This window comes from Flavobacterium laiguense, from assembly GCF_003097655.1.
Lineage (GTDB): Bacteria > Bacteroidota > Bacteroidia > Flavobacteriales > Flavobacteriaceae > Flavobacterium > Flavobacterium laiguense.
This window is the reverse complement of the sequence record NZ_QCZH01000003.1, coordinates 166,712-186,533: the sequence shown is the minus strand read 5'-3', so window position 1 is coordinate 186,533 and position 19,822 is coordinate 166,712. Positions and strand designations below refer to the sequence as shown.

14 protein-coding genes and 1 pseudogene are annotated in these 19,822 nt (G+C 36.2%); 4 read left to right on the top strand and 11 right to left on the bottom strand.

Annotated elements, in window-relative coordinates; all coding sequences use genetic code 11:
• The first annotated feature begins 146 nt into the window (after positions 1-146).
• Positions 147-1,673 (top strand): choice-of-anchor I family protein, encoded by a 1,527-nt coding sequence (locus DB891_RS04940; protein WP_116761179.1) that lies wholly within the window; start codon positions 147-149, stop codon positions 1,671-1,673.
• 170 nt (positions 1,674-1,843) lie between these two features.
• On the opposite strand, the gene DB891_RS04935 is transcribed toward DB891_RS04940, so the two are convergent.
• Positions 1,844-2,731 carry a carbon-nitrogen hydrolase gene (locus DB891_RS04935; protein WP_116761177.1) on the bottom strand — a complete coding sequence of 296 codons (888 nt, stop codon included), beginning with the start codon at positions 2,729-2,731 and terminating at the stop codon, positions 1,844-1,846.
• Positions 2,732-3,307: 576 nt separating this feature from the next.
• Complete coding sequence (locus DB891_RS04930) at positions 3,308-4,033, bottom strand: DUF4386 domain-containing protein (RefSeq protein WP_116761175.1); 726 nt, start codon at positions 4,031-4,033, stop codon at positions 3,308-3,310.
• Between the two features lie 301 nt (positions 4,034-4,334).
• Here DB891_RS04930 and DB891_RS17580 point away from each other — a divergent pair, with 301 nt between their 5' ends.
• Complete coding sequence (locus DB891_RS17580; protein ID WP_189337098.1) at positions 4,335-4,487, top strand: hypothetical protein; 153 nt, start codon at positions 4,335-4,337, stop codon at positions 4,485-4,487.
• A gap of 162 nt (positions 4,488-4,649) precedes the next feature.
• Complete coding sequence (locus DB891_RS04925) at positions 4,650-6,404, top strand: ABC transporter ATP-binding protein (protein ID WP_116761173.1); 1,755 nt, start codon at positions 4,650-4,652, stop codon at positions 6,402-6,404.
• 121 nt (positions 6,405-6,525) lie between these two features.
• Here the strand turns inward: DB891_RS04925 and DB891_RS04920 are convergent, their stop codons facing one another.
• The 8 genes and pseudogenes from DB891_RS04920 to clpB all read right to left on the bottom strand — a co-directional run bounded on the left by DB891_RS04920 (position 6,526) and on the right by clpB (position 17,816).
• Positions 6,526-7,395 (bottom strand): DUF808 domain-containing protein, encoded by an 870-nt coding sequence (locus tag DB891_RS04920; protein ID WP_116761171.1) that lies wholly within the window; start codon positions 7,393-7,395, stop codon positions 6,526-6,528.
• 64 nt (positions 7,396-7,459) lie between these two features.
• On the bottom strand, positions 7,460-7,840 hold the full coding sequence (locus tag DB891_RS04915) for a helix-turn-helix domain-containing protein (protein ID WP_116761169.1): 381 nt from the start codon (positions 7,838-7,840) through the stop codon (positions 7,460-7,462).
• A 1-nt stretch (position 7,841) separates the two neighbouring features.
• Entirely contained in the window at positions 7,842-8,135 is a 294-nt protein-coding gene (locus tag DB891_RS04910) for a type II toxin-antitoxin system HigB family toxin (RefSeq protein WP_116761167.1), read from the bottom strand.
• A 244-nt stretch (positions 8,136-8,379) separates the two neighbouring features.
• A pseudogene (locus DB891_RS04905) lies at positions 8,380-9,216 on the bottom strand (IMP dehydrogenase); the annotation flags it as partial.
• Positions 9,217-9,376: 160 nt separating this feature from the next.
• Positions 9,377-9,880: a DUF4199 domain-containing protein gene (locus DB891_RS04900; protein WP_116761166.1), complete on the bottom strand. Its 504-nt coding sequence runs from the start codon at positions 9,878-9,880 to the stop codon at positions 9,377-9,379.
• Positions 9,881-10,206: 326 nt separating this feature from the next.
• Positions 10,207-10,419: a hypothetical protein gene (locus DB891_RS04895; protein ID WP_124019495.1), complete on the bottom strand. Its 213-nt coding sequence runs from the start codon at positions 10,417-10,419 to the stop codon at positions 10,207-10,209.
• 969 nt (positions 10,420-11,388) lie between these two features.
• Positions 11,389-15,030 (bottom strand): T9SS type A sorting domain-containing protein, encoded by a 3,642-nt coding sequence (locus tag DB891_RS04890; protein WP_116761162.1) that lies wholly within the window; start codon positions 15,028-15,030, stop codon positions 11,389-11,391.
• Between the two features lie 179 nt (positions 15,031-15,209).
• On the bottom strand, positions 15,210-17,816 hold the full coding sequence (clpB, locus tag DB891_RS04885; RefSeq protein ID WP_116761160.1) for an ATP-dependent chaperone ClpB: 2,607 nt from the start codon (positions 17,814-17,816) through the stop codon (positions 15,210-15,212).
• A 153-nt stretch (positions 17,817-17,969) separates the two neighbouring features.
• Between clpB and ytxJ the strand changes: the two genes are divergently transcribed.
• Positions 17,970-18,359, top strand: a complete 390-nt coding sequence (gene ytxJ / locus DB891_RS04880) for a bacillithiol system redox-active protein YtxJ (protein WP_116761158.1) — start codon at positions 17,970-17,972, stop codon at positions 18,357-18,359.
• Between the two features lie 148 nt (positions 18,360-18,507).
• Here the strand turns inward: ytxJ and argH are convergent, their stop codons facing one another.
• Positions 18,508-19,788 carry an argininosuccinate lyase gene (gene argH / locus DB891_RS04875; RefSeq protein WP_116761156.1) on the bottom strand — a complete coding sequence of 427 codons (1,281 nt, stop codon included), beginning with the start codon at positions 19,786-19,788 and terminating at the stop codon, positions 18,508-18,510.
• Positions 19,789-19,822 lie beyond the last annotated feature (34 nt).

The window sequence follows — 19,822 nt, the reverse complement described above, 5'->3', positions numbered from 1 at the left end:
TTAATAAATAGTTCTGATGATTACATTTTAGGCGTTAATGGATGCAACAAATTTAGAAGGTATTATTTGTTAAAGATTTTATAATATTCGGGTAATAAGGAATATTTATTTGAAAAGTATTTTTGAAAACTAAAAATAAACTAAAAATGATAAAGAAAAGTCTAACTGTATTTGCAGCAATATTATTAATTGTAAGTTGTCAAAACGATAAAGATTCCAATGAAACTCCAGAAGTAGTAGTAAACGAAAATCCTTCTACTTTCAAAGAAATTGGGACATTGACTATTGGCGGAACTGGTGCTGCTGAAATAAGTGCTTATGATGAAACTTCCCAAAAATTATTTACAGTAAATAATAGTAGTGCCAATAAAATAGATATAATTGATCTTTCAGATCCGTCGAAACCTGTTTTGATTACTAGTATTGATTTGGTTCCTTATAATGGTGCCGCCAATAGCGTAGCTACTTTTAATGGAAAATTGGCAGTAGCTTTAGAATCAAAATCGAACAAACAAGAACCAGGTAAAGTTGTCGTTTTCGAAACTTCAAATTATGCTTTGGTTAAAGAAATTACTGTAGGTGCATTACCTGATATGATTACCTATTCACAAGATGGTAAATTCATAATGACGGCTAATGAAGGTGAGCCAAATGACACTTATGCTTTAGATCCAGATGGTTCTGTTTCTATTATTGATGTAGTTTCTGGTTATACAGTAACTACTTTGAATTTTGCTAGCTTTAGCAACCAATTAGATGATTTAAAAACCAAAGGATTCAAAATAGCAAGTTTAACCAATAATTTTGCTGCCGATATTGAACCAGAATACATCACTGTTTCTGCTGATTCCAAAACTGCTTGGGTTACTTTACAAGAAAATAATGGAGTGGCTAAAATTGATTTAACAACTAAAAAAATCATGCAAATTTTTCCTTTAGGATTTAAAGATTACAATTTAGCAGAAAATGCCATTGACATTAGTGATAAAGATGCTACTATTGCTTTTAATCCATGGAAACTAAAAGGGATGTTTCAGCCTGACGCTATCAGCAATTTTGAAGTAAATAAAATACCTTATTTTGTTACAGCAAATGAGGGAGATGCAAGAGAATATAGTGCTTTTGTTGATGTTAAGAGGATTAATAATGCTGCGGTAGTATTAGACCCAATTATTTTTCCTAATGCTGCAGCTCTAAAAACAGATGCGAGTATGGGAAGATTAAACATCAATACCAAAATGGGAGATACAGATGGAGATGGAGATTTTGATGAATTAGTGGGATTTGGCGCACGTTCCTTTTCAATTTGGAATGGACTTACAGGACAATTGGTTTTTGACAGTAAAAACGAATTGGACAAAAAAGCTTTCGAATTTGGTTTGTATGATGATGCAAGAAGCGATGATAAAGGAGCAGAGCCAGAAGCTGTTTGCGTTACTAAAATGGGAGATAAACAAATTCTTTTTGTAGGATTGGAAAGAGCCGATGCCTTTATGGTTTATGATGTGAGTAATCCGATGGCTCCAAAACATTTACAAACGATAAAAACGGGTGATGCTCCCGAAGGTCTTTTGTTTATTCCTGCTTCTAAAAGTCCAACCAAAAGAAGTTTGGTTGTAGTAAGTAGTGAAGGTGATGGAACTGTAAAAATATTTCAACCAGATTTGGATTAGTTATAATTGTTGAATAAAGAGGTGCTAAGACGCTAAGGTCTAAAAGATGAATGTCTGAATATTTAGTCAATTAGTGCCTTTTGTTTTATTCGATTATAATGAAAAAAAAACTACCAAAAGTAAAGAAATACTATTGGTAGTTTTTTGTTTATAGTTGTTTGTTATAACAATTAGTCGATAGCACGTTTGGTAATGTCACCAAAAGCATCTATTCTTCTGTCTCTGAAGAAAGGCCAGTTCTGACGTACATTTTCCTGTAAATCCAAGTCTACTTCGGCAATCAGGATTTCTTCTTTATCGTGAGAGGCTTGCGCCAAAATTTCACCTTGAGGTCCCGCAATAAACGAAGATCCCCAAAACTGAATTCCAGCAGTTCCTTCAATATATTGTTCTAAACCAATTCTGTTAGCAGCAGCCACATAAACTCCATTGGCAACGGCATGACCTTTCATCACGTTCATCCAGGCACCGTGTTGGTTTTCGCCGTATTCTTCTTTTTCAAGAGGATGCCATCCAATAGCCGTTGGGTAAAACAACACATCGGCACCTTGCAAGGCCGTTAATCGAGCTGCTTCCGGATACCACTGATCCCAACAAATTAAAGTTCCTATTTTTCCTTTTTGGGTTGGGAAGGCTTTAAAACCTAAATCACCAGGGGTGAAATAGAATTTTTCGTAAAAATGAGGGTCATCAGGAATGTGCATTTTTCGGTACAATCCGGCTTCAGATCCATCGGTATCAATTATATAAGCACTATTGTGGTAAATTCCAGCCATTCTTTTTTCAAAGAAAGGAACAATGATAACAACACCCAATTCTTTTGCTAAAGCGCTAAATGCAATAAATGAAGTGCTGTACAAAGGTTCAGCCAAGGCAAAATTATCTACATCTTCACTTTGACAAAAATAATGACTACTATATAGTTCGGGTAATGAAATGACTTCGGCTCCTTGATTGGCTGCGTCTCGAACCCAATCTAAGCATTTTTTTAGATTGTTTTCGGCAACATCATTAAGATTCAATTGAATGACCGCTATTTTGTATTTTTTCTTTGACATGGTAAAAAAATTAGACTGCAAAAATAGTTATTTTTCTAAAGAGTAGCGGTAAACTGTTTTGTAAATTTTTAAATGAAAAATTTTTGTAATCTTCCGTAATCGCTAGTGTCCTGATCGTACCGATACGCGAATTTTTCTATTTTCAGATTGTAAATACTCGGCTTGTGTGCACGAGCCAGAGGCATCGCACTAGCGGAGAGTTCCGATAATTATTGGAACTCACATGGACTTTATTGTGGAATTGTATTGTTTGCCCAGCGTGTGTGGCGAAGTCGGGTTCCGAAATCTTTCGGAATCGCTGATCGAGCTAAAACAAAAAAGCAACCCCGTTATAGATTTTTTTTTGTTTTTAGATTGTAAATACTTGGCTTGTGTTCACGAGCCAAAGGCATCGCGCTAGCGAAATAGACGCTCAAACCAACGGGGGGTAAAAGCTTGGATTGCACTAAAAAAAGAATATCAGAATTTGTACTCTATTGGTACGGATTGAACTTCCTCAATCTATTTATAGTAAAGAATAATTTTGTGATGGCATTATTTCTGCGAATTATCAGGCAGATTAAAAAAAAGTGCTTTTTATATATTTTTAAGAACCGAATTTTTCCATATAGGCAGATTTACTCCTTTGAAAATGAGCCATAAACTAAATGATAATTCAGCAATAAGGCAAGGCATTAGTAATACAATACTTGAAAGTTGTGGCACTAAAATAAATGCAAAACTATTTGCAAGGTAACAAACACCAGCAATTGACATTAGAACTCCAATTGTTTTAGGGAAATAATTGGATTTAAAAAGTAGATATCCTTCGATGAGACATACAAAACCAAAAAAGATTAACCCAACTCCAAAACCAATATCATGTAGTTTAATAGATAAATATGATAAAGTATGCAGTTGTTCAGGGCTAAATGATTTCAAGAATGCAGCATCGCCTAAGAAAAACAAAGTGGCCAAAAGATTTAACTTATTGGCTACTAATACGGCAGTTTGTATTAAATTAAAAGACAAATTGAGTAATGCCAATTTTTTGTTTACTGGTCTGAGCAAGTAATACAGAATTATCATTACTGGCAAATCACAAATATGCATAATCAAATCAACGCTAATACCCGTTCTCCATAGCAATTCAGAATTCATAATGTTGTTAGCAGTGGCGGTAGCATCTCCAGAAACGATTAATTTATTGCGAACTAAAATTTGCCCAAAAATGCCAGCTATAATAATTATTAGATAAAGTAATCCAGCTATTCTTGCATAAAGTTGAGGTGAGTCATCGAATTTTTTTAAAGAAAGTTTCATATTTGGTGGTTTAGTTTAAGGTATGACGTTTACTATTTGAAATTGTTACTAGTATTCCTTGCTAAAAAAATCGACACTATCGTTATACTTATATCTGCGTATTAGATCTTACAATGTATACTTTGAATTCATATGTTTGAAAACCAAATATCTCGCCCCGATGGAAGGAAAAATTGAATGATTTGCTGGGTTTGCTTTTGATAGTGAGTTTGCTTCGTTCCTCGCAAGGACTTTGATTGTGGATTTGTAGTACTTTCTTTGCCTGTGTGCACGAGCCAGAGGCATCGCGCTAGCGAAAAAGATGCTCAATCCAGCGGGGAAGTCTGGTTCCGAAAGCTTTCAGAATCGCAGAGCGGGAACTAAAACAGAAAAGCAAACCCTTTATGGAGTTGCTTTTCCGTTTTTTGATTGTAAATACTCGGTTTGTGTGTACGGGCCAGAGGCATCACTCTAGCGGAAAAGAATTTCAAACAAGCGGTGGTCTAATAGATGTTTTTTGAATTAGAATTTTGGATATGACATGTTTAATAAATAGTGTTGTGTTATTATTGTATTTATTGTAATTATTTTGAATTCAATAATTGTAGTTTTGCATTTCAATTTTTTAGAAAGAACAATGAAAATACTATATACCTACATCAAAGAACATAAGCCTTTATTGTTTTTGGCCTTGTTTTTGGCAGCGATTAACCAATGTTTTTCTTTATGCGATTCTATTATTATTGGTAAATTGCTAAATCAATGCGGAGTTGGAGTAGCTACTTTCAATCATAATGTATCTGATTTTACGAAAACAGTTTTAGGTTGGTTGGCTTTGTCTTTGGGAGCCGCAATGATATCCAGAATAGCCAAAAATTTTCAGGATTATTTTACCAATATTATCATTCAACGAACAGGGGCAAAAATGTATACTAACGGTATTCAAAAAGCGCTTGAGTTGCCTTTTCAGGATTTTGAGGATCAACGAAGTGGTGAAACATTAGGAAAGCTTCAGAAGGTAAAAATAGATTGTGAAAAGTTCATCACTTTGGCTATTTCATTGGTTTTTCAATCGCTAATCGGAATCACATTTGTGGTTATTTATGCTATTTCCATCCATTGGTTGTTGGGGCCTATTTTTTTGGCAACGGTTCCTGTTATTGCTTTTATCAGTTCTTTTTTGGGTACAAGAATCAAGAAGGTTTCAAAGGAAATACTCGGCGAAACCACTGCTTTGGCTGGAGCAACAACCGAATCGTTGCGTAATATTGAATTGGTGAAAAGTTTGGGTTTAACAGAGCAAGAAGTAAATCGCTTAAATAGTACTACTATAAAAATATTAGGGTTAGAGCTGAAGAAAGTTCGATTTATTCGTTCTTTGAGTTTTGTTCAAGGGACAACGGTTCATTTTATGCGAACTGGTTTAGTGTTTGCATTATACATGTTTATTTTTCAGGGAATCATCAAGCCGGGCGATTTGATTACGTTGCTTTTTTTCTCTTTCTTTTTGTTTAATCCACTTCAGGAACTTGGAAATGTTATAGCAACTTATAACGAGACAAAAGCCTCGATGGATAATTTTGGAGATTTGATGAACGCCAAAAGCGAAGAGAAACCAATGCATCCCAAAACAATTGGGTTTATCAATAATTTGAGATTTTCAAATATTTCTTTCAAGCATCAAACTGCCACGAGTTATGCCGTGAAAGACATTTCTTTTGAGGCCAAAGCAGGAGAAACCATTGCTTTTGTTGGGCCATCTGGAAGTGGTAAAACAACTTTGGTAAAAATGTTGGTCGGGCTATATACTCCTGAAGAAGGTGCCATTTTTTACAATAAAATAAATGCCAAAGACATTGATCTGACCGAGTTGCGACAACAGTTGGGGTTTGTGACCCAAGACTCACAATTGTTTTCTGGAACCATAAAAGACAATTTATTGTTTGTGAAACCCAATGCAACCGATGCCGAAATAAATGATGTATTGCAAAAATCAGCCTGTCAAAATTTATTGGCACGAGCCGAAAATGGATTGAACACCACTATTGGAGAAGGTGGTATTAAAGTATCGGGTGGGGAAAAACAACGATTATCTATTGCAAGAGCGTTATTAAGAAATCCTAGATTATTGTTGTTTGACGAAGCGACATCTGCATTAGATTCTATCACGGAAGAAGAAATTACGCAAACCATTCAGAGTATATCTTCCAAACAAGACCAAATTACGGTATTGATTGCTCACAGATTGTCAACCATTATGCATGCTGACAGAATATATGTTTTAGAGCAAGGCAGTATTATCGAACAAGGAAAACACTATGATTTATTGGATGAAAAAGGGCTGTATTATGCTATGTGGAGACAACAGATAGGGGAGAGAAAGTTAGTTTAAAACATACTTCGTTGAAGAAAACAATCTAAGCCAAACTAAATAATTAGCGTTATTTGGTTTGGCTTTTATTTTTTCCATTTGCTCTAAAAATTTCTCTGGAATTGGTCTGCATTGCAATTCCTTACTTTTTCCCGATAATCTTTTTAAATAGGTTAACAATTCTTAAAACAACTAGTCCAATTATAAGACCAATGCTGAATTCTTTTATAATGGAGGGTAATTGGGGGAATAAATGATGTAAAAAATCAATATTATGTACAAATATGCCACCAGCTACCAAAATCAAAGCTATTGTACCAATAACGGCTAAACTTTTGATGACTTTTGGTAGTGCTTGTACCAATATGTTACCTACGGTTTTTGATAGGCTACGTTCTTTAGTGCTTATTCCAATAAGTTTAAAACCCAGTTCATCCATTCTTACAATTAGGGCTACAATGCCGTAAACACCAATTGTTGCTATTATTGCAACTATTGAAACAACAATAATCTGCGACAAAATAGGTTTTCCTATTACGGTACCCAGCGCAATAATTACGATCTCTACCGATAAAATAAAATCGGTTACTATAGCTGATTTTATTTTTTCCTTTTCACGAGACAGAATTTCTTCTTCGCTAAACGTTTCTAATGTAATTTCGGGTTTTGAATGGCCATGGGGAAAAAAGTATTCGTATATTTTTTCGGCGCCTTCATACGCCAAAAAAAGACCACCAAGCACTAAGATTATTATAATCGCCAAAGGGAAAAAAGCACTCAGCAGAAAGGCGATTGGCAAAATAATGAGTTTATTGATAAAGGAACCTTTTGCAATGGCCCACAATACGGGGAGTTCTCTGGAGGAAATAAATCCGGAAGCTTTTTCGGCATTTACGGCCAAATCATCGCCTAAAATACCCGCCGTTTTTTTTGTTGCAATTTTGCTCATTGCCGCAACATCATCCATAATTGCTGCGATATCATCTAATAGTACGAAAAAACCTGATGCCATTATATTTTGTTTAGGGAACCTAAATTTGGTTTATGAAGATTAATTTACTCTTGATTAGAAGGGCTTAAACGATTCGTAATAACAAATTCCCGTCAATTCCCAATACTTGGTTTAATGCCTTTAAAAAGGAAATACTTGGCTTTCTTTTGTTGTGCATTATTTCAGAAAGCTTTGTGTCAGTTGTGTCTAACATTTTAGCAATGTCTTTTTGCTTTAAGTTTTTTTCAAACATTTTAAAAGCTATTAATTCTTGCACTGTCTGAGGTGTCTCTATTTTGAAATTTGCATCTTCATACTGTTTCACTATTTGAGTGGATTCTTCGAGTTCTTCGGTTTCTTTTGCTGTCAAGAAATCAAAACCTCCTTTTTGGGTAGCTGAATTTAACAAGTCATTCATTTTTTTTTCAGCTGTTTCAAAATCATTTTTTGATAGTATCTTTTTCATTTTATATCGTTTTACAGTCTATTTTATCATATTGTTTATGTGTGCCGACAAATCTTAGATATAGTGTCCTTTTGCTAAAATGAATCATGGCTACAATTCTATATTTATTACCAGAAACATTAAAAACGAATCTGTCGTTTCCTATGCTATCTACACTATTATAGGTTTGTTTTATACTGTGAAAATCAGTCCAGTCACTTAATAACACTGTATTGTACCACTTTAGCAATGGCTCTTTGGCTATTGGTTCGGTTTCGTAAAATAGTATTAGTTTAGTTTTTGTGATGACAACCATATAGCAAAGATAATTCAATATTATTAAAAACGAAATAATATTATCAAAAACGAAAAATAAATTTTGAATTTATCATGAGCACGCACGATAAAGGTCTTCTTTAGCCCCGATGGAAGCAAGTATCCTTTTGTGCCGGTGTTCGGCGCAAAAGATATAGCGGACAGCGGGAGTAAAGCTGTTATGAAAATCCATTGTTATGCTCCTAAAAAAAACACCAGCCTTTTGACCAGTGTTTGTATTGTAATTATTTGTTGAAAATGACATTCTCTTGTTCCAAAACCCGAATAAAAGTGGTTCGTTTGGTTAGCTCTTTCAATTTGGAAGCGCCCACATAGGTACAAGTGCTTCTAATGCCGCCAAGAATATTTTTTAAAGTATTGATAACATCGCCTTTGAAAGGAACTTGACCCGTTTTTCCTTCGCTGGCACGGTATTCGGCGACACCGCCAACGTGTTTGTTCATCGCAGTTTCCGAACTCATACCGTAGAATTTTTTATATTTTTCACCGTCAATTTCAACCAATTCTCCACCGCTTTCGGTATGGCCGGCAAGCATTCCGCCGAGCATGACAAAATCGGCACCGGCACCGGCTAATAGTAATTCTTCGACCATTTCTCCGGTGACTACATTTCCTGCAATAATTACTTTATCGGGATATTGGTCGCGTGCTTTTTTCAGGAAACTTACAAAATGCTCCGAGTAGCCATTGGCAACATTGATGCAAATGAATTTTAATTGTGGACTTTGTTCAAATATTTCACCTATTTTCTTGAAATCATTTTTTCCGGTTCCTGAACTTACCGCGATATAATCATGGATATTCTCGGGTGCATTTTTCATAAATTCACTCCATTACTTAAGAGAATAATGTTTATGAATGGCTGTAAAAAGATTTTCTTTGGCCAATGCCAATGCCATTTCAAAAGTACCCACCGTATCCATATTGGCTCCCATGATAGGAACTCCAGACCAAGTGGTGGTACTGTGCAAAAACTTATATTCCCTCTCCAATGAAACCTGTGATCTGCTCTTTAAAGTAGAGCGTTTGGGTCTGATCATTACATCTTTGAACCCTAATTTCTATTCTCATGATTTTCAAATATGATTACCTAACAAATGTATAGTTTTAATAAAAAAACAGAGATAAATATGAGTTAAAATATTGAATCGTTCTTCAATAATTATTTGGATTCAAAGTGATTTTGTAGTGCGTGGGACTGATTTTTTTATAGTATAGTATTTAAGAAGAACTATTTCTTTTCAAAAATAATGCACCAATTAATGAAACTACAATTCCTATTGGAAAAATTTCCATGTAAGTTAGCAAAATTATCATTAGCGGATTTTTATACCATGCTGCCATTTGATTCATTTCGGTGGTTTTTGCGGCAAGCTCTTCAGGTTTGGCATTTTTTAGCACCATTTCGCTGTATTTTTCCATAAAATCAGGAAAAAAGTTATAATAAATTACAAGCCAAACCAAAACGTATAGGGTTGAAATAACGAATGTAATTGCGAAGCCAGTCAGGAATGCTTTTCCAAAAGTGATTACACCATTATTATTCGTACGTTCTTGTTTTATACCCAATATTACGAAAATAAAAGCCAAAAACATACTGCTAAAACCTATAATGGCATTGGGCTCACGATCTGGATAAGCTTTCATGTAAAATAGCATCGAAATCATAACAATAGAAACTATTATTCCGCCTAAAATTCCATTTTTGAGGATGTTATTTTTCATAATTATAGTTTTTTGGGTTCGTTACTCAAAGATAAGGAAAAATTCACATCATCGATTCCGCATTAGTTTGCTCAGCGAGTGTGGCGAAGTCTGGAGACTTTACAGAGGTTATTTTACGTTCGCTGAGTCTTTGTGAGGAACGAAGCAATCACATTTGCTATATCCGTTCCAATGATTGTTGGGTTTGCTTTTGATAGTGAGATTGCTTCGTTCCTCGCAAGGACTTTGATTGTGGAATTGTATTGTTTGCTGAGTGTGAGTAGCGGAGTCGGGTTCCGAAAGCTTTCGGAATCGCTGAACAAGGATTCAAATATTTAGTGGAACAATTATCGGATGTCGAAAGGATTTTGATTGTGGACTTGTATTGGTTCCTTAGCTTGTTTGTCAAAATTAGTAGATTTAAAAGAGCGGATATCAGTAGCCCATTTTAGATAGTCCCCTAAAAACTTTATAAAATCATAAACCAGATCATAGAGTGATGCAAAAAAAGCAATAACCAAATCATATAGAGATGCAAAAAAATCGATTAAGATTTTCATTGGAGATATTTTTTTATTTTTCAATGTTAATTTCATATGTAGATAATATTTGTTTTTTAATGGAATATGGTATCGCTAGATCTTCATTGGTGATTGTGACAAATTTTGTCATGGCGATTTCATAATGTTATGTTTTTATTCCTTTTGTTAATGATAAGCTCTAAGTTCTTTTTTGTTTTTAAATGCTGTGAAAGACAATATGTTACTGTTTTTTCGATTGGTTTTGGCTTTCAAAAGCTGAGATAAAAATAGTTAAATTATCTCAAATTAACGATAAAACACATTTATTTTTAGTTTAAACAAGATAAAACTTATTTTTATAAAATGCCAAAACCTGAATAATCTCTACTGAAAAAAGAAACTTCTCTCATTTAGTATTTCCGTTCCAACAGTGATATTGGCCAACGCTCAGTTAGTTTCTCTCGGGTGCTTGGTACCTCGTAACGAATTTGATTGTGGAATCGTATTGTTTGCTCAGCGTGTGTGACGCAATCTGGTTCCGAAATCTTTCGGAATCGTAGAGTGCAGGTCTCCCGACTTCGTAAAACGAGTGATTTTCTTGATGGTAATTTTACGTTCGCTGAGTCTTTGCGAGGTACGAAGCAATCACATTTGCTATATCTGTTCCAATGAATGTTGGGTTTGCTTTTGATAGTGAGATTGCTTCGTACCTCGCAAGGACTTGGATTGTGGGATTTTGATTGATTGTCTAGCATGTGTAGAGTAGCCACGAGACTTCATTGAGCAAGCTAAAACAAAAAAGCAACCCCGTTATGGAGTTGCTTTTTCGTTTTTAGATTGTAAATACTCGTCTTGTGTGCACGAGCCAGAGGCATCGCGCTAGCGGAAAAGGTGCTCAAACCAGCGGGGGGAGTTTCGATTGTGTACATTCACGGGGGGACGCTGGCTAGCGAGGGGACTTTATGAACGTCATTATCAATCAATGGTAATTCTAAAACTATTTAAATCTTAGTTTTTAATTGTTTTTATTGTTGCCATTTTATTTTCAGAATATATTTTAACAAAATATAAACCTGAATTCAAAGAATAAAAATCAATTTTGATGCTACTCGTATCGTATTTATTGCTAAATAGTAATTGTCCTAATGAATTATAAACTTCAACTTTATTTATTTCTTCATTATTTGATATTATATAGTAATCTTTAATAGGATTGGGGTATGCTACTAAATTGGGAAAATCATTTTCTTTTAAACCCAATGTAGAAGAATAAACAGTAACTATTACATCGTCTGTTTTTATACAGCTGTTTGCCCCTGTTACCGTTACCGTATAAGTTGTCGTGGCAGCCGGTGTGGCTACAGGATTGGCAATATTTGTTGCGCTTAATCCAGTCGCTGGATTCCATGAATAAGAAACTCCTCCTGTTGACGATAAGGTCGTGCTTGGCGTGGTAAAGTTGATTGTTACATCGGTTCCCGCATTGGCTACTGGTAATCCTTTGTCAACCGTAACTATTACATCGTCAGTTTTTGTACAGCCGTTTGCCCCTGTTACCGTTACCGTATAGGTGGTCGTGGCAGCTGGTGTGGCTACAGGATTGGCAATATTTGTTGCGCTTAATCCAGTCGCTGGATTCCAAGAATAAGAAACTCCTCCTGTTGCCGATAAGCTCGTGCTTGGCATGGTGCAATTGATTGTCACATCGGTTCCCGCATTGGCTACTGGTAATCCTTTGTCTACCGTAACTATTACATCGTCTGTTTTTATACAGCCGTTTGCCCCTGTTACCGTTACCGTATAAGTGATCGTGGCAGTAGGTGTGGCTACAGGATTGGCAATATTCGTTACGCTTAATCCAGTCGCTGGAGTCCATGAGTAAGAAACTCCTCCCGTTACCGATAAGGTTGTGCTTGGCGTGGTGCAATTGATTGTCACATCGGTTCCTGCATTGGCTACTGGCAATCCTTTGTCTACCGTAACTATTACATCGTCTGTTTTTATACCGCCGTTTGCCTCTGTTACCGTTACCGTATAGGTGGTCGTGGCAGCAGGTGTGGCTACAGGATTGGCAATATTTGTTGCACTTAATCCAGTCGCTGGACTCCAAGAATAAGAAACTCCTCCTGTTGCCGATAAGGTCGTGCTTGGCGTGGTACAGTTGATTGTTACATCAGATCCTGCATTGGCTACTGGCAATCCTTCGTATACCTTAACAGGCAATCTATAACTGCTTTCAATACCGTTTATTGTTTGTGATGCATAATATGTGATTCCGTCCACAAGTGGTGTCGATGAAGGCAAAAAAGTTTCATCATTCCCTTTTTTTGCCAATTTATTATTTAGACCACAAGGACTCTGAGTATTATACCACTTTAAATTATCTCCGGAAACTTTAAGATTACCTAAAGTTTGCCCTTTTGTAAATGGCTGATATATTTCACCTAAAGGATTTGGATTAGAAACTAAATTTGATGTTTTGTAACGAGCGAAACTATGTTTAGTAACATCTCCAATTTTATCAAAATAGCCGTAAAACAGGATGTCTTCACAGTTTTGAATTTCAAAGTTAAATGCAGTTTTGTAAACGGTTGTGTTGAGTAATTTTCCTTCTGAACTAAGGGTTAATTTTGAAGTTGAATTTGTTGAATAAGTGGAGAAAAATAAATTAATTTCTCCATTTTCATAAAAATCGAAACGATCGTATTTATTAGAATAGGTTTTTTCTATTGAGTATGGGGTAAAAGTTGGATCAGGAGATCCGTCAGCATTTACTCTTGTCAACATTTGACCGATAATAGCTAATAATTTGCCATTACTTAATTCTTTTGCTTTGTAATAAGGTTGAAAACCCGAAACCTTAAAAGAGGAGTCTTTCGAACCATCTTCGTTAAATTTTATCACAGGATCATAACCATAGACGTAATTTTCTCTATAAAAAGAAATTAAGAATTTATTGTTAGCCAGAAGAGAAATACTTATAGGTTTCTGGTTGAAAGCTCCATTAAAATTAGTGTCAATAGAACCATCTGTATTAAGTAGAAGTACTGTATTTACATATGTACCATAATAAGCTCCCGCTTTAACAAAAATTCCACTTTGTCCCATAAGCAAAATTTTTCCGTTTTCTAAAAGCTTTACGTCAGTAATACTGCTGGAATAATCTTTAAAATTAAAGGTCTTATCTAAACTTCCATCGTTATTCAATCGGATAAGGCTTTTTGTATTGTTATTTTCTTCAATAGCATTATTATGCATTAATAAAATTTTCCCGTCTACCTGAGGTAAAATTAAATAACCGTTCGGTTGGGAGTTTTGTGCATATATTTTCACAGTTGGATCTAACTTGAAAGTTGGATCATATTCGCCGTTTTGATTAATTCGGCATATATTTCGGACCACGTTATCATTATAAGTGGTGATATTTCCAACTAATAATATCTTTTGGTCTAATAATACTTTTGATTTAAAATCATAATGTTTGGAATAAGCCAGCCCATCGCGAAATAGATTCGGGCCTGAATGTGGATTAAAAGTTAAATCTATACTTCCATCAGCATTTAATCTATGAATACCTGCTCTGGTTAAACCTTGACTGTCTCTAAAGTTAGCACTAACAATTATTTTACTTCCTTGAAAATATAATGGACTTCCTAGTGATATTAAATTGGAGTATTTAAACGTGTTGTCTATAGTTCCATCATTACTTAAACGAATGAGAGTTCCATCATTAAGAGTAATGATAATTTTATTGTCATTTTGAAGGTAAGCATTTTTTACGTTAGAACTTCGACTGTCTAATGACTTTAATGTAGTATCCAGAGTCCCGTTAGGGTTTAATCTCACAATGTAGTAAGAAACAGTTTGGCCATTGGCAACAAAATTACATCCTACAACAACTATTTTTCCGTCGGACTGAACAATTACATCATTAATAGCACTATTATCACTTTGTTGAAAACCATTGGTGATAAAATGCTGTTTAGGATCAACAGTGGTATTAACTTTGAATGTAGTATCAAGTTCACCATTGCTTTTAAATCGTGCAATTTTAGGGCCAGTACTGACGATATATTTCCCATCACTTTGTGTAGTAATTGTATCAACTGATCCAAATTCTAAAACAAAAGAAGTGTCAACACTTCCGTCTGCATTTAATCGTACACAACCTCCAACAAATTTACCATTAACGTTGCTAATCCTTCCAATAAGGATAATTTTCCCATCCTCTTGATAAAGTATATCTTTTACCCACAGACCATATACAGAATTACTGGTTATTACGGGAGTTGTAAAATTGGTATTAATTGTTCCGTTTGAATTGAATGACTTTAATGTATAATCGTAGGTAAGCGTTAAAAAACTACCATCTGGTTTTGCAAAAATCTGGATGCTTTTATTAGAAAAGGAATCTTTTGTGTTAAAATTTGTATCAATGCTGCCATCAGGGTTAAGTAAAAGCACACTATAATCGGAACCAGGATTTTCAAAAACAGTCAATATTTTGCTACTTGCAAGTAAAACTCCGCCAGTCCCAATGTTTTGATGGTATATACCTGCATCTTTGACATTAAAAGTGTTGTCAAGTTCTGGTATTTGCGCCATTATTTTTAGACTAGATAATAGAAGTAATACGTAAAATTTTTTCATAATTAATTGATATGTTTTTTTTTTTTCAAAAATAAGTTTTTATTCCAATAAATCTTATGTTTATATGTTATATCTTTTATTATATGACAAAAAGGATATTTAATAAAAATCCCTCAGCTCCTAAAACAAAAAAACTGCAAAGTGTTGCCACAATGCAGTTTTAAAGATTTTAATTATGTTTATTCGTGTACCAACTCGGTTTGATTTCTAAAAACGAGTTCGTTGTCGAAGGCATCGAGTAAGATGATGCTGTCGGGTTTTACTCGACCGGCGAGGATTTCTTTGGAGAGTTGGTTGAGGACGTCTCTTTGAATTACTCGTTTTACGGGTCTGGCACCAAATTGAGGGTCATAGCCTTTCTCGGATAGATAGGCGATGGCTTCGGGTGTGGCGTCCATCGTGATGCCTTGTTGGGCAAGCATTTTGGTCACGCTTTTGAGTTGTAATCCTACGATTTGGGCAATATTGGCACTGGTCAATGGCGTGAACATTACGATTTCGTCGATACGGTTGATGAACTCGGGGCGCACGGTTTGTTTCAATAATCCGAGTACTTCGATTTTGGCGATTTCGGTGGCGGCTTCGACACTTCCTTTTAGATTTTCAAATTTCTCTTGTATGATTTCGCTTCCCATGTTGGAAGTCATAATGATAATGGTGTTTTTAAAATCGGCTAGACGTCCTTTGTTGTCGGTCAAACGGCCTTCGTCGAGTACCTGCAACAAGATGTTGAAGGTGTCTGGATGGGCTTTTTCGATTTCATCCAACAGAATCACGGAATACGGTTTTCTACGCACAGCCTCGGTCAATTGTCCACCTTCGTCATAGCCCACGTATCCCGGAGGCGCACCAACCAATCGGCTCACGCTGTGGCGTTCTTGGTATTCGCTCATGTCGATTCGGGTCATGGCGTTTTCATCGTCAAAGAGGTATTCGGCTAGTGCTTTGGCGAGCTCGGTTTTTCCCACTCCTGTTGTTCCCAGGAAAAGGAAGGTTCCCACCGGTTTTTTCATATCCTGCAATCCGGCACGGCTTCGGCGCACGGCGTCACTCACGGCTTCGATGGCTTCTTCTTGTCCCACAACTCTGTGGTGCAATTCTTCTTCTAGATGCAAGAGTTTTTCGCGTTCGCCTTGTAGCATTTTGGTCACTGGAATTCCGGTCCATTTGGCTACTACTTCGGCAATATCTTCACGGGTTACTTCTTCTTTAATCAACGAAGTTCCCGATTGGTTTTCTTGCAATTGTTTGGTAAAAACGGCTAGTCGCTCTTGGGCTTCTTTGATTTTTCCGTAACGTATTTCGGCTACCTTACCATAATCGCCTTCACGCTCGGCACGTTCGGCTTCGTATTTGAAGTCTTCGATTTCGGTTTTCACGTTTTGGATGTTATCGACTACTTCTTTTTCTGATTTCCATTTGGCGTAGATCTCGTTTCGTTCTTCTTTGAGATTAGCCAAATCCATTCCGAGTCCTTTGAGTTTACTTTCGTCTTTTTCGCGTTTTATGGCTTCAATTTCGATTTCCAGTTGCATTATTTTTCGATCCAAAACATCGAGTTCTTCTGGTTTGGAGTTGATTTCCATACGCAGTTTAGAAGCGGCTTCATCCATTAAGTCAATGGCTTTATCCGGAAGGAAACGATTGGTGATGTAGCGTTGCGAAAGCGTTACGGCAGCAATGATAGCGTCATCCTTGATTTGTACTTTATGGTGTGTTTCGTATTTTTCCTTGATTCCTCTGAGGATTGAAATGGCACTTTCGGTATCGGGTTCTTCGATGATAATTTTTTGGAAACGACGTTCGAGTGCTTTGTCTTTTTCGAAATATTTTTGGTATTCGTCTAGAGTGGTTGCTCCAATTGCTCTCAATTCGCCACGCGCCAAAGCCGGTTTCAGGATATTAGCAGCATCCATAGCGCCTTCACCACCACCAGCTCCTACAAGGGTGTGAATTTCGTCAATGAATAATACGATGTCTCCTTCGGCAGCGATGACTTCTTTGACTACCGATTTCAATCGTTCTTCAAATTCCCCTTTGTATTTGGCACCCGCAATTAAGGCTCCCATATCAAGAGAAAATACGATTTTGTCTTTCAAATTATCGGGTACGTCACCATCTACAATACGATGTGCGAGACCTTCGGCAATGGCGGTTTTACCCACTCCGGGTTCACCCACCAGCATTGGGTTGTTTTTGGTTCTTCTTGTCAGGATCTGCAGTACGCGTCGAATTTCTTCGTCACGCCCGATTACGGGATCTAGTTTTCCGTTTTTGGCGAGTTCGTTGAGGTTTTTAGCGTATTTGTTCAAAGAATTGTAATTCTCTTCGGCAGAGGCAGAGGTTACTCGCTCGCCTTTGCGCAATTCTTCGATAGCGGCTTTAAGTCCTTTTCCGGTTACCCCTTGGTCTTTTAGGATTTGGGCCACTTTGCTTTTGGAATCGAATATGGCCAGGATCAAATGTTCGACAGAAACGTATTCGTCATTCATTTTTTTGGCAATGATTTCGGCTTCGTTCAAAGCAGAATTGGCTGTTCTGGAAAGCTGTATTTCACCTCCCGAAACTTTTGGAAAACTCTGAATAGTACTGTCTAAAATTTGAAGAAACAATGGTACATTGACGTTGAGCTTTTTCAAAATAAACGGAGCCACATTCTCGTCAACTTCGAAAATAGCTTTAAAAATGTGTTCGTTTTCTATTTGCTGTTGACCCAAACTCTGAACCAATTGCTGCGAAAGCTGTATGGCTTCCTGCGATTTAATGGTAAATTTATTAATGTTCATGACTAAAGGTTTTATGTTTTTTTTATATGTTTAATAACTAACTTTGCAAACTAAATATCAAATTATATTCCACTATAAATTTACGGACAATTTGACGTTTGAATGATGATTTTCATCATATTATAAAGACAAAAAGACATAAAATACGACAAAATGAGTATATTTAATTCCTTATTCGGTAATTCCGAAGAAAAGAAAGAAACAACAAGTAAAATCAATTGGATTCCACTAACCAACTTAGGTCAGCTAAATGAGATTGTTGCTTTATCGAATGAAAAACCAGTAGCGATTTTCAAACACAGTACTCGTTGTAGCGTGAGTAGGTTTGCATTGAAACAATTTGAAAATCAATTTGATTCGGCCGATGCAACCGATACCTATTTTTTGGATTTGATTGAATACCGTGATGTTTCCAATGAAATTGCGAGCCGTTTTCAAGTGGTGCACCAATCTCCGCAACTGTTGTTGATAAAAAATGGTCAATCGGTTTATGATGCTTCGCATAGTGATATTGATGCTGAGGAATTGAAGGGGAGGATGTAGAAAAACACCAGAATTAAATGATGCTGGAGATTTTCGCCACAGATTACACAGATTCAAACGGATTGATTTTATTTAAAAAAGCCACGAATTCACGAATTAAAATAATATAATTCGTGAATTCGTGGCTTTTAAAATTGTAATGAATTTGTTAAAAAGCCAACTTCATTTTAGCTTTTATCTCCTCCAAACACAAATTATTGATACTTCCTTCATGGGTATGTTTGGTCTCTTTTGGAGATTGATACGTTCCGTTTTCCAATTGCTCGGCAACGGCTTTGTAGGCATCCCTAAAAGGCATTCCTGCAACTACCATTTCGTTTAATGTATCAACCGTAAAGAGATAATTGTATTTAGGGTCATTTAAAATATTGTCTTTTACCGTAATGTCTTTGATAGAGAAAATAGCAATATCCAAACAGGCTTTTAGGTTTTGAATTGCAGGAAACAACCCTTCTTTCAAGAGTTGTAAATCCCTGTGGTAACCGCTTGGGAGGTTATTGGTAATCAAAGTGATTTCATAAGGCAAGGCTTGGATTTTATTGCATTTACCACGAATTAATTCAAAAACATCGGGGTTTTTTTTGTGTGGCATAATACTGGAACCTGTGGTAAGATGCGATGGCAAACCGATGAAGCCAAAATTCTGACTCATATACAAACACACATCCATAGAAAATTTAGAAAGGGTGGAAGCCACACTGCTCATGGCAAAAGCAACCGTTTTTTCTGATTTTCCTCGGCTCATTTGTGCCGCAACCGAATTGTATTTTAAGGTTTCGAAGCCCAATTCCTGAGTAGTGAATGTCCTGTTGATAGGAAACGAACTTCCATAACCCGCAGCAGAACCCAATGGGTTTTGATCCACAATTTTCAAAGCGGCATTCAGCATTGTGATATCATCAATCAGACTTTCGGCATAAGCAGAAAACCACATCCCGAAAGAGGATGGCATTGCAATTTGAAGGTGCGTGTAACCCGGCAACAATACATTTTGGTGTTTTTCTGCCGATTCCATCATTAAGTCAAAAAGCGTTTTTACCTGCTCTTTCAATTCTTTGACCACATCTTTCAGATACAAATTTACATCGACCAAAACTTGATCGTTGCGGGAACGTGCGGTGTGGATTTTTTTTCCGGCATCGCCCAGTTTTACCGTCAGTAAATATTCGATTTTGGAATGTACGTCTTCAAAACTGTCCTCAATTTCGAAATTTCCGTTTGCAATGTCTTTTATGATTTCGTCTAATGCCAAGACCAAAGATTCGGTTTCAACATCTGTCAATAGACCAATTTGCCCTAACATTTTGGCGTGGGCAATGGAGCCTAAAGCATCGTATTTGGCCAAAACCAAATCGAGTTCTCTATCGTTTCCTACCGTAAAATGTTCGATTTGTTTGTCGGTTGGTATTCCTTTTTCCCAAAGTTTCATAAGATATTTGTTTTTTGTTTCGCAGAGTTTCCCA

What these genes read in the sequence shown, in the direction of transcription:
- DB891_RS04940 (WP_116761179.1), top strand. Translation starts at nt 147, where the DNA reads ATGATAAAGAAAAGTCTAACTGTATTTGCAGCAATATTATTAATTGTA.
- DB891_RS04935 (WP_116761177.1), bottom strand. Translation starts at nt 2,731, where the DNA reads ATGTCAAAGAAAAAATACAAAATAGCGGTCATTCAATTGAATCTTAAT.
- DB891_RS04930 (WP_116761175.1), bottom strand. Translation starts at nt 4,033, where the DNA reads ATGAAACTTTCTTTAAAAAAATTCGATGACTCACCTCAACTTTATGCA.
- DB891_RS17580 (WP_189337098.1), top strand. Translation starts at nt 4,335, where the DNA reads ATGCTCAATCCAGCGGGGAAGTCTGGTTCCGAAAGCTTTCAGAATCGC.
- DB891_RS04925 (WP_116761173.1), top strand. Translation starts at nt 4,650, where the DNA reads ATGAAAATACTATATACCTACATCAAAGAACATAAGCCTTTATTGTTT.
- DB891_RS04920 (WP_116761171.1), bottom strand. Translation starts at nt 7,395, where the DNA reads ATGGCATCAGGTTTTTTCGTACTATTAGATGATATCGCAGCAATTATG.
- DB891_RS04915 (WP_116761169.1), bottom strand. Translation starts at nt 7,840, where the DNA reads ATGAAAAAGATACTATCAAAAAATGATTTTGAAACAGCTGAAAAAAAA.
- DB891_RS04910 (WP_116761167.1), bottom strand. Translation starts at nt 8,135, where the DNA reads ATGGTTGTCATCACAAAAACTAAACTAATACTATTTTACGAAACCGAA.
- DB891_RS04900 (WP_116761166.1), bottom strand. Translation starts at nt 9,880, where the DNA reads ATGAAAAATAACATCCTCAAAAATGGAATTTTAGGCGGAATAATAGTT.
- DB891_RS04895 (WP_124019495.1), bottom strand. Translation starts at nt 10,419, where the DNA reads ATGAAAATCTTAATCGATTTTTTTGCATCTCTATATGATTTGGTTATT.
- DB891_RS04890 (WP_116761162.1), bottom strand. Translation starts at nt 15,030, where the DNA reads ATGAAAAAATTTTACGTATTACTTCTATTATCTAGTCTAAAAATAATG.
- clpB (WP_116761160.1), bottom strand. Translation starts at nt 17,816, where the DNA reads ATGAACATTAATAAATTTACCATTAAATCGCAGGAAGCCATACAGCTT.
- ytxJ (WP_116761158.1), top strand. Translation starts at nt 17,970, where the DNA reads ATGAGTATATTTAATTCCTTATTCGGTAATTCCGAAGAAAAGAAAGAA.
- argH (WP_116761156.1), bottom strand. Translation starts at nt 19,788, where the DNA reads ATGAAACTTTGGGAAAAAGGAATACCAACCGACAAACAAATCGAACAT.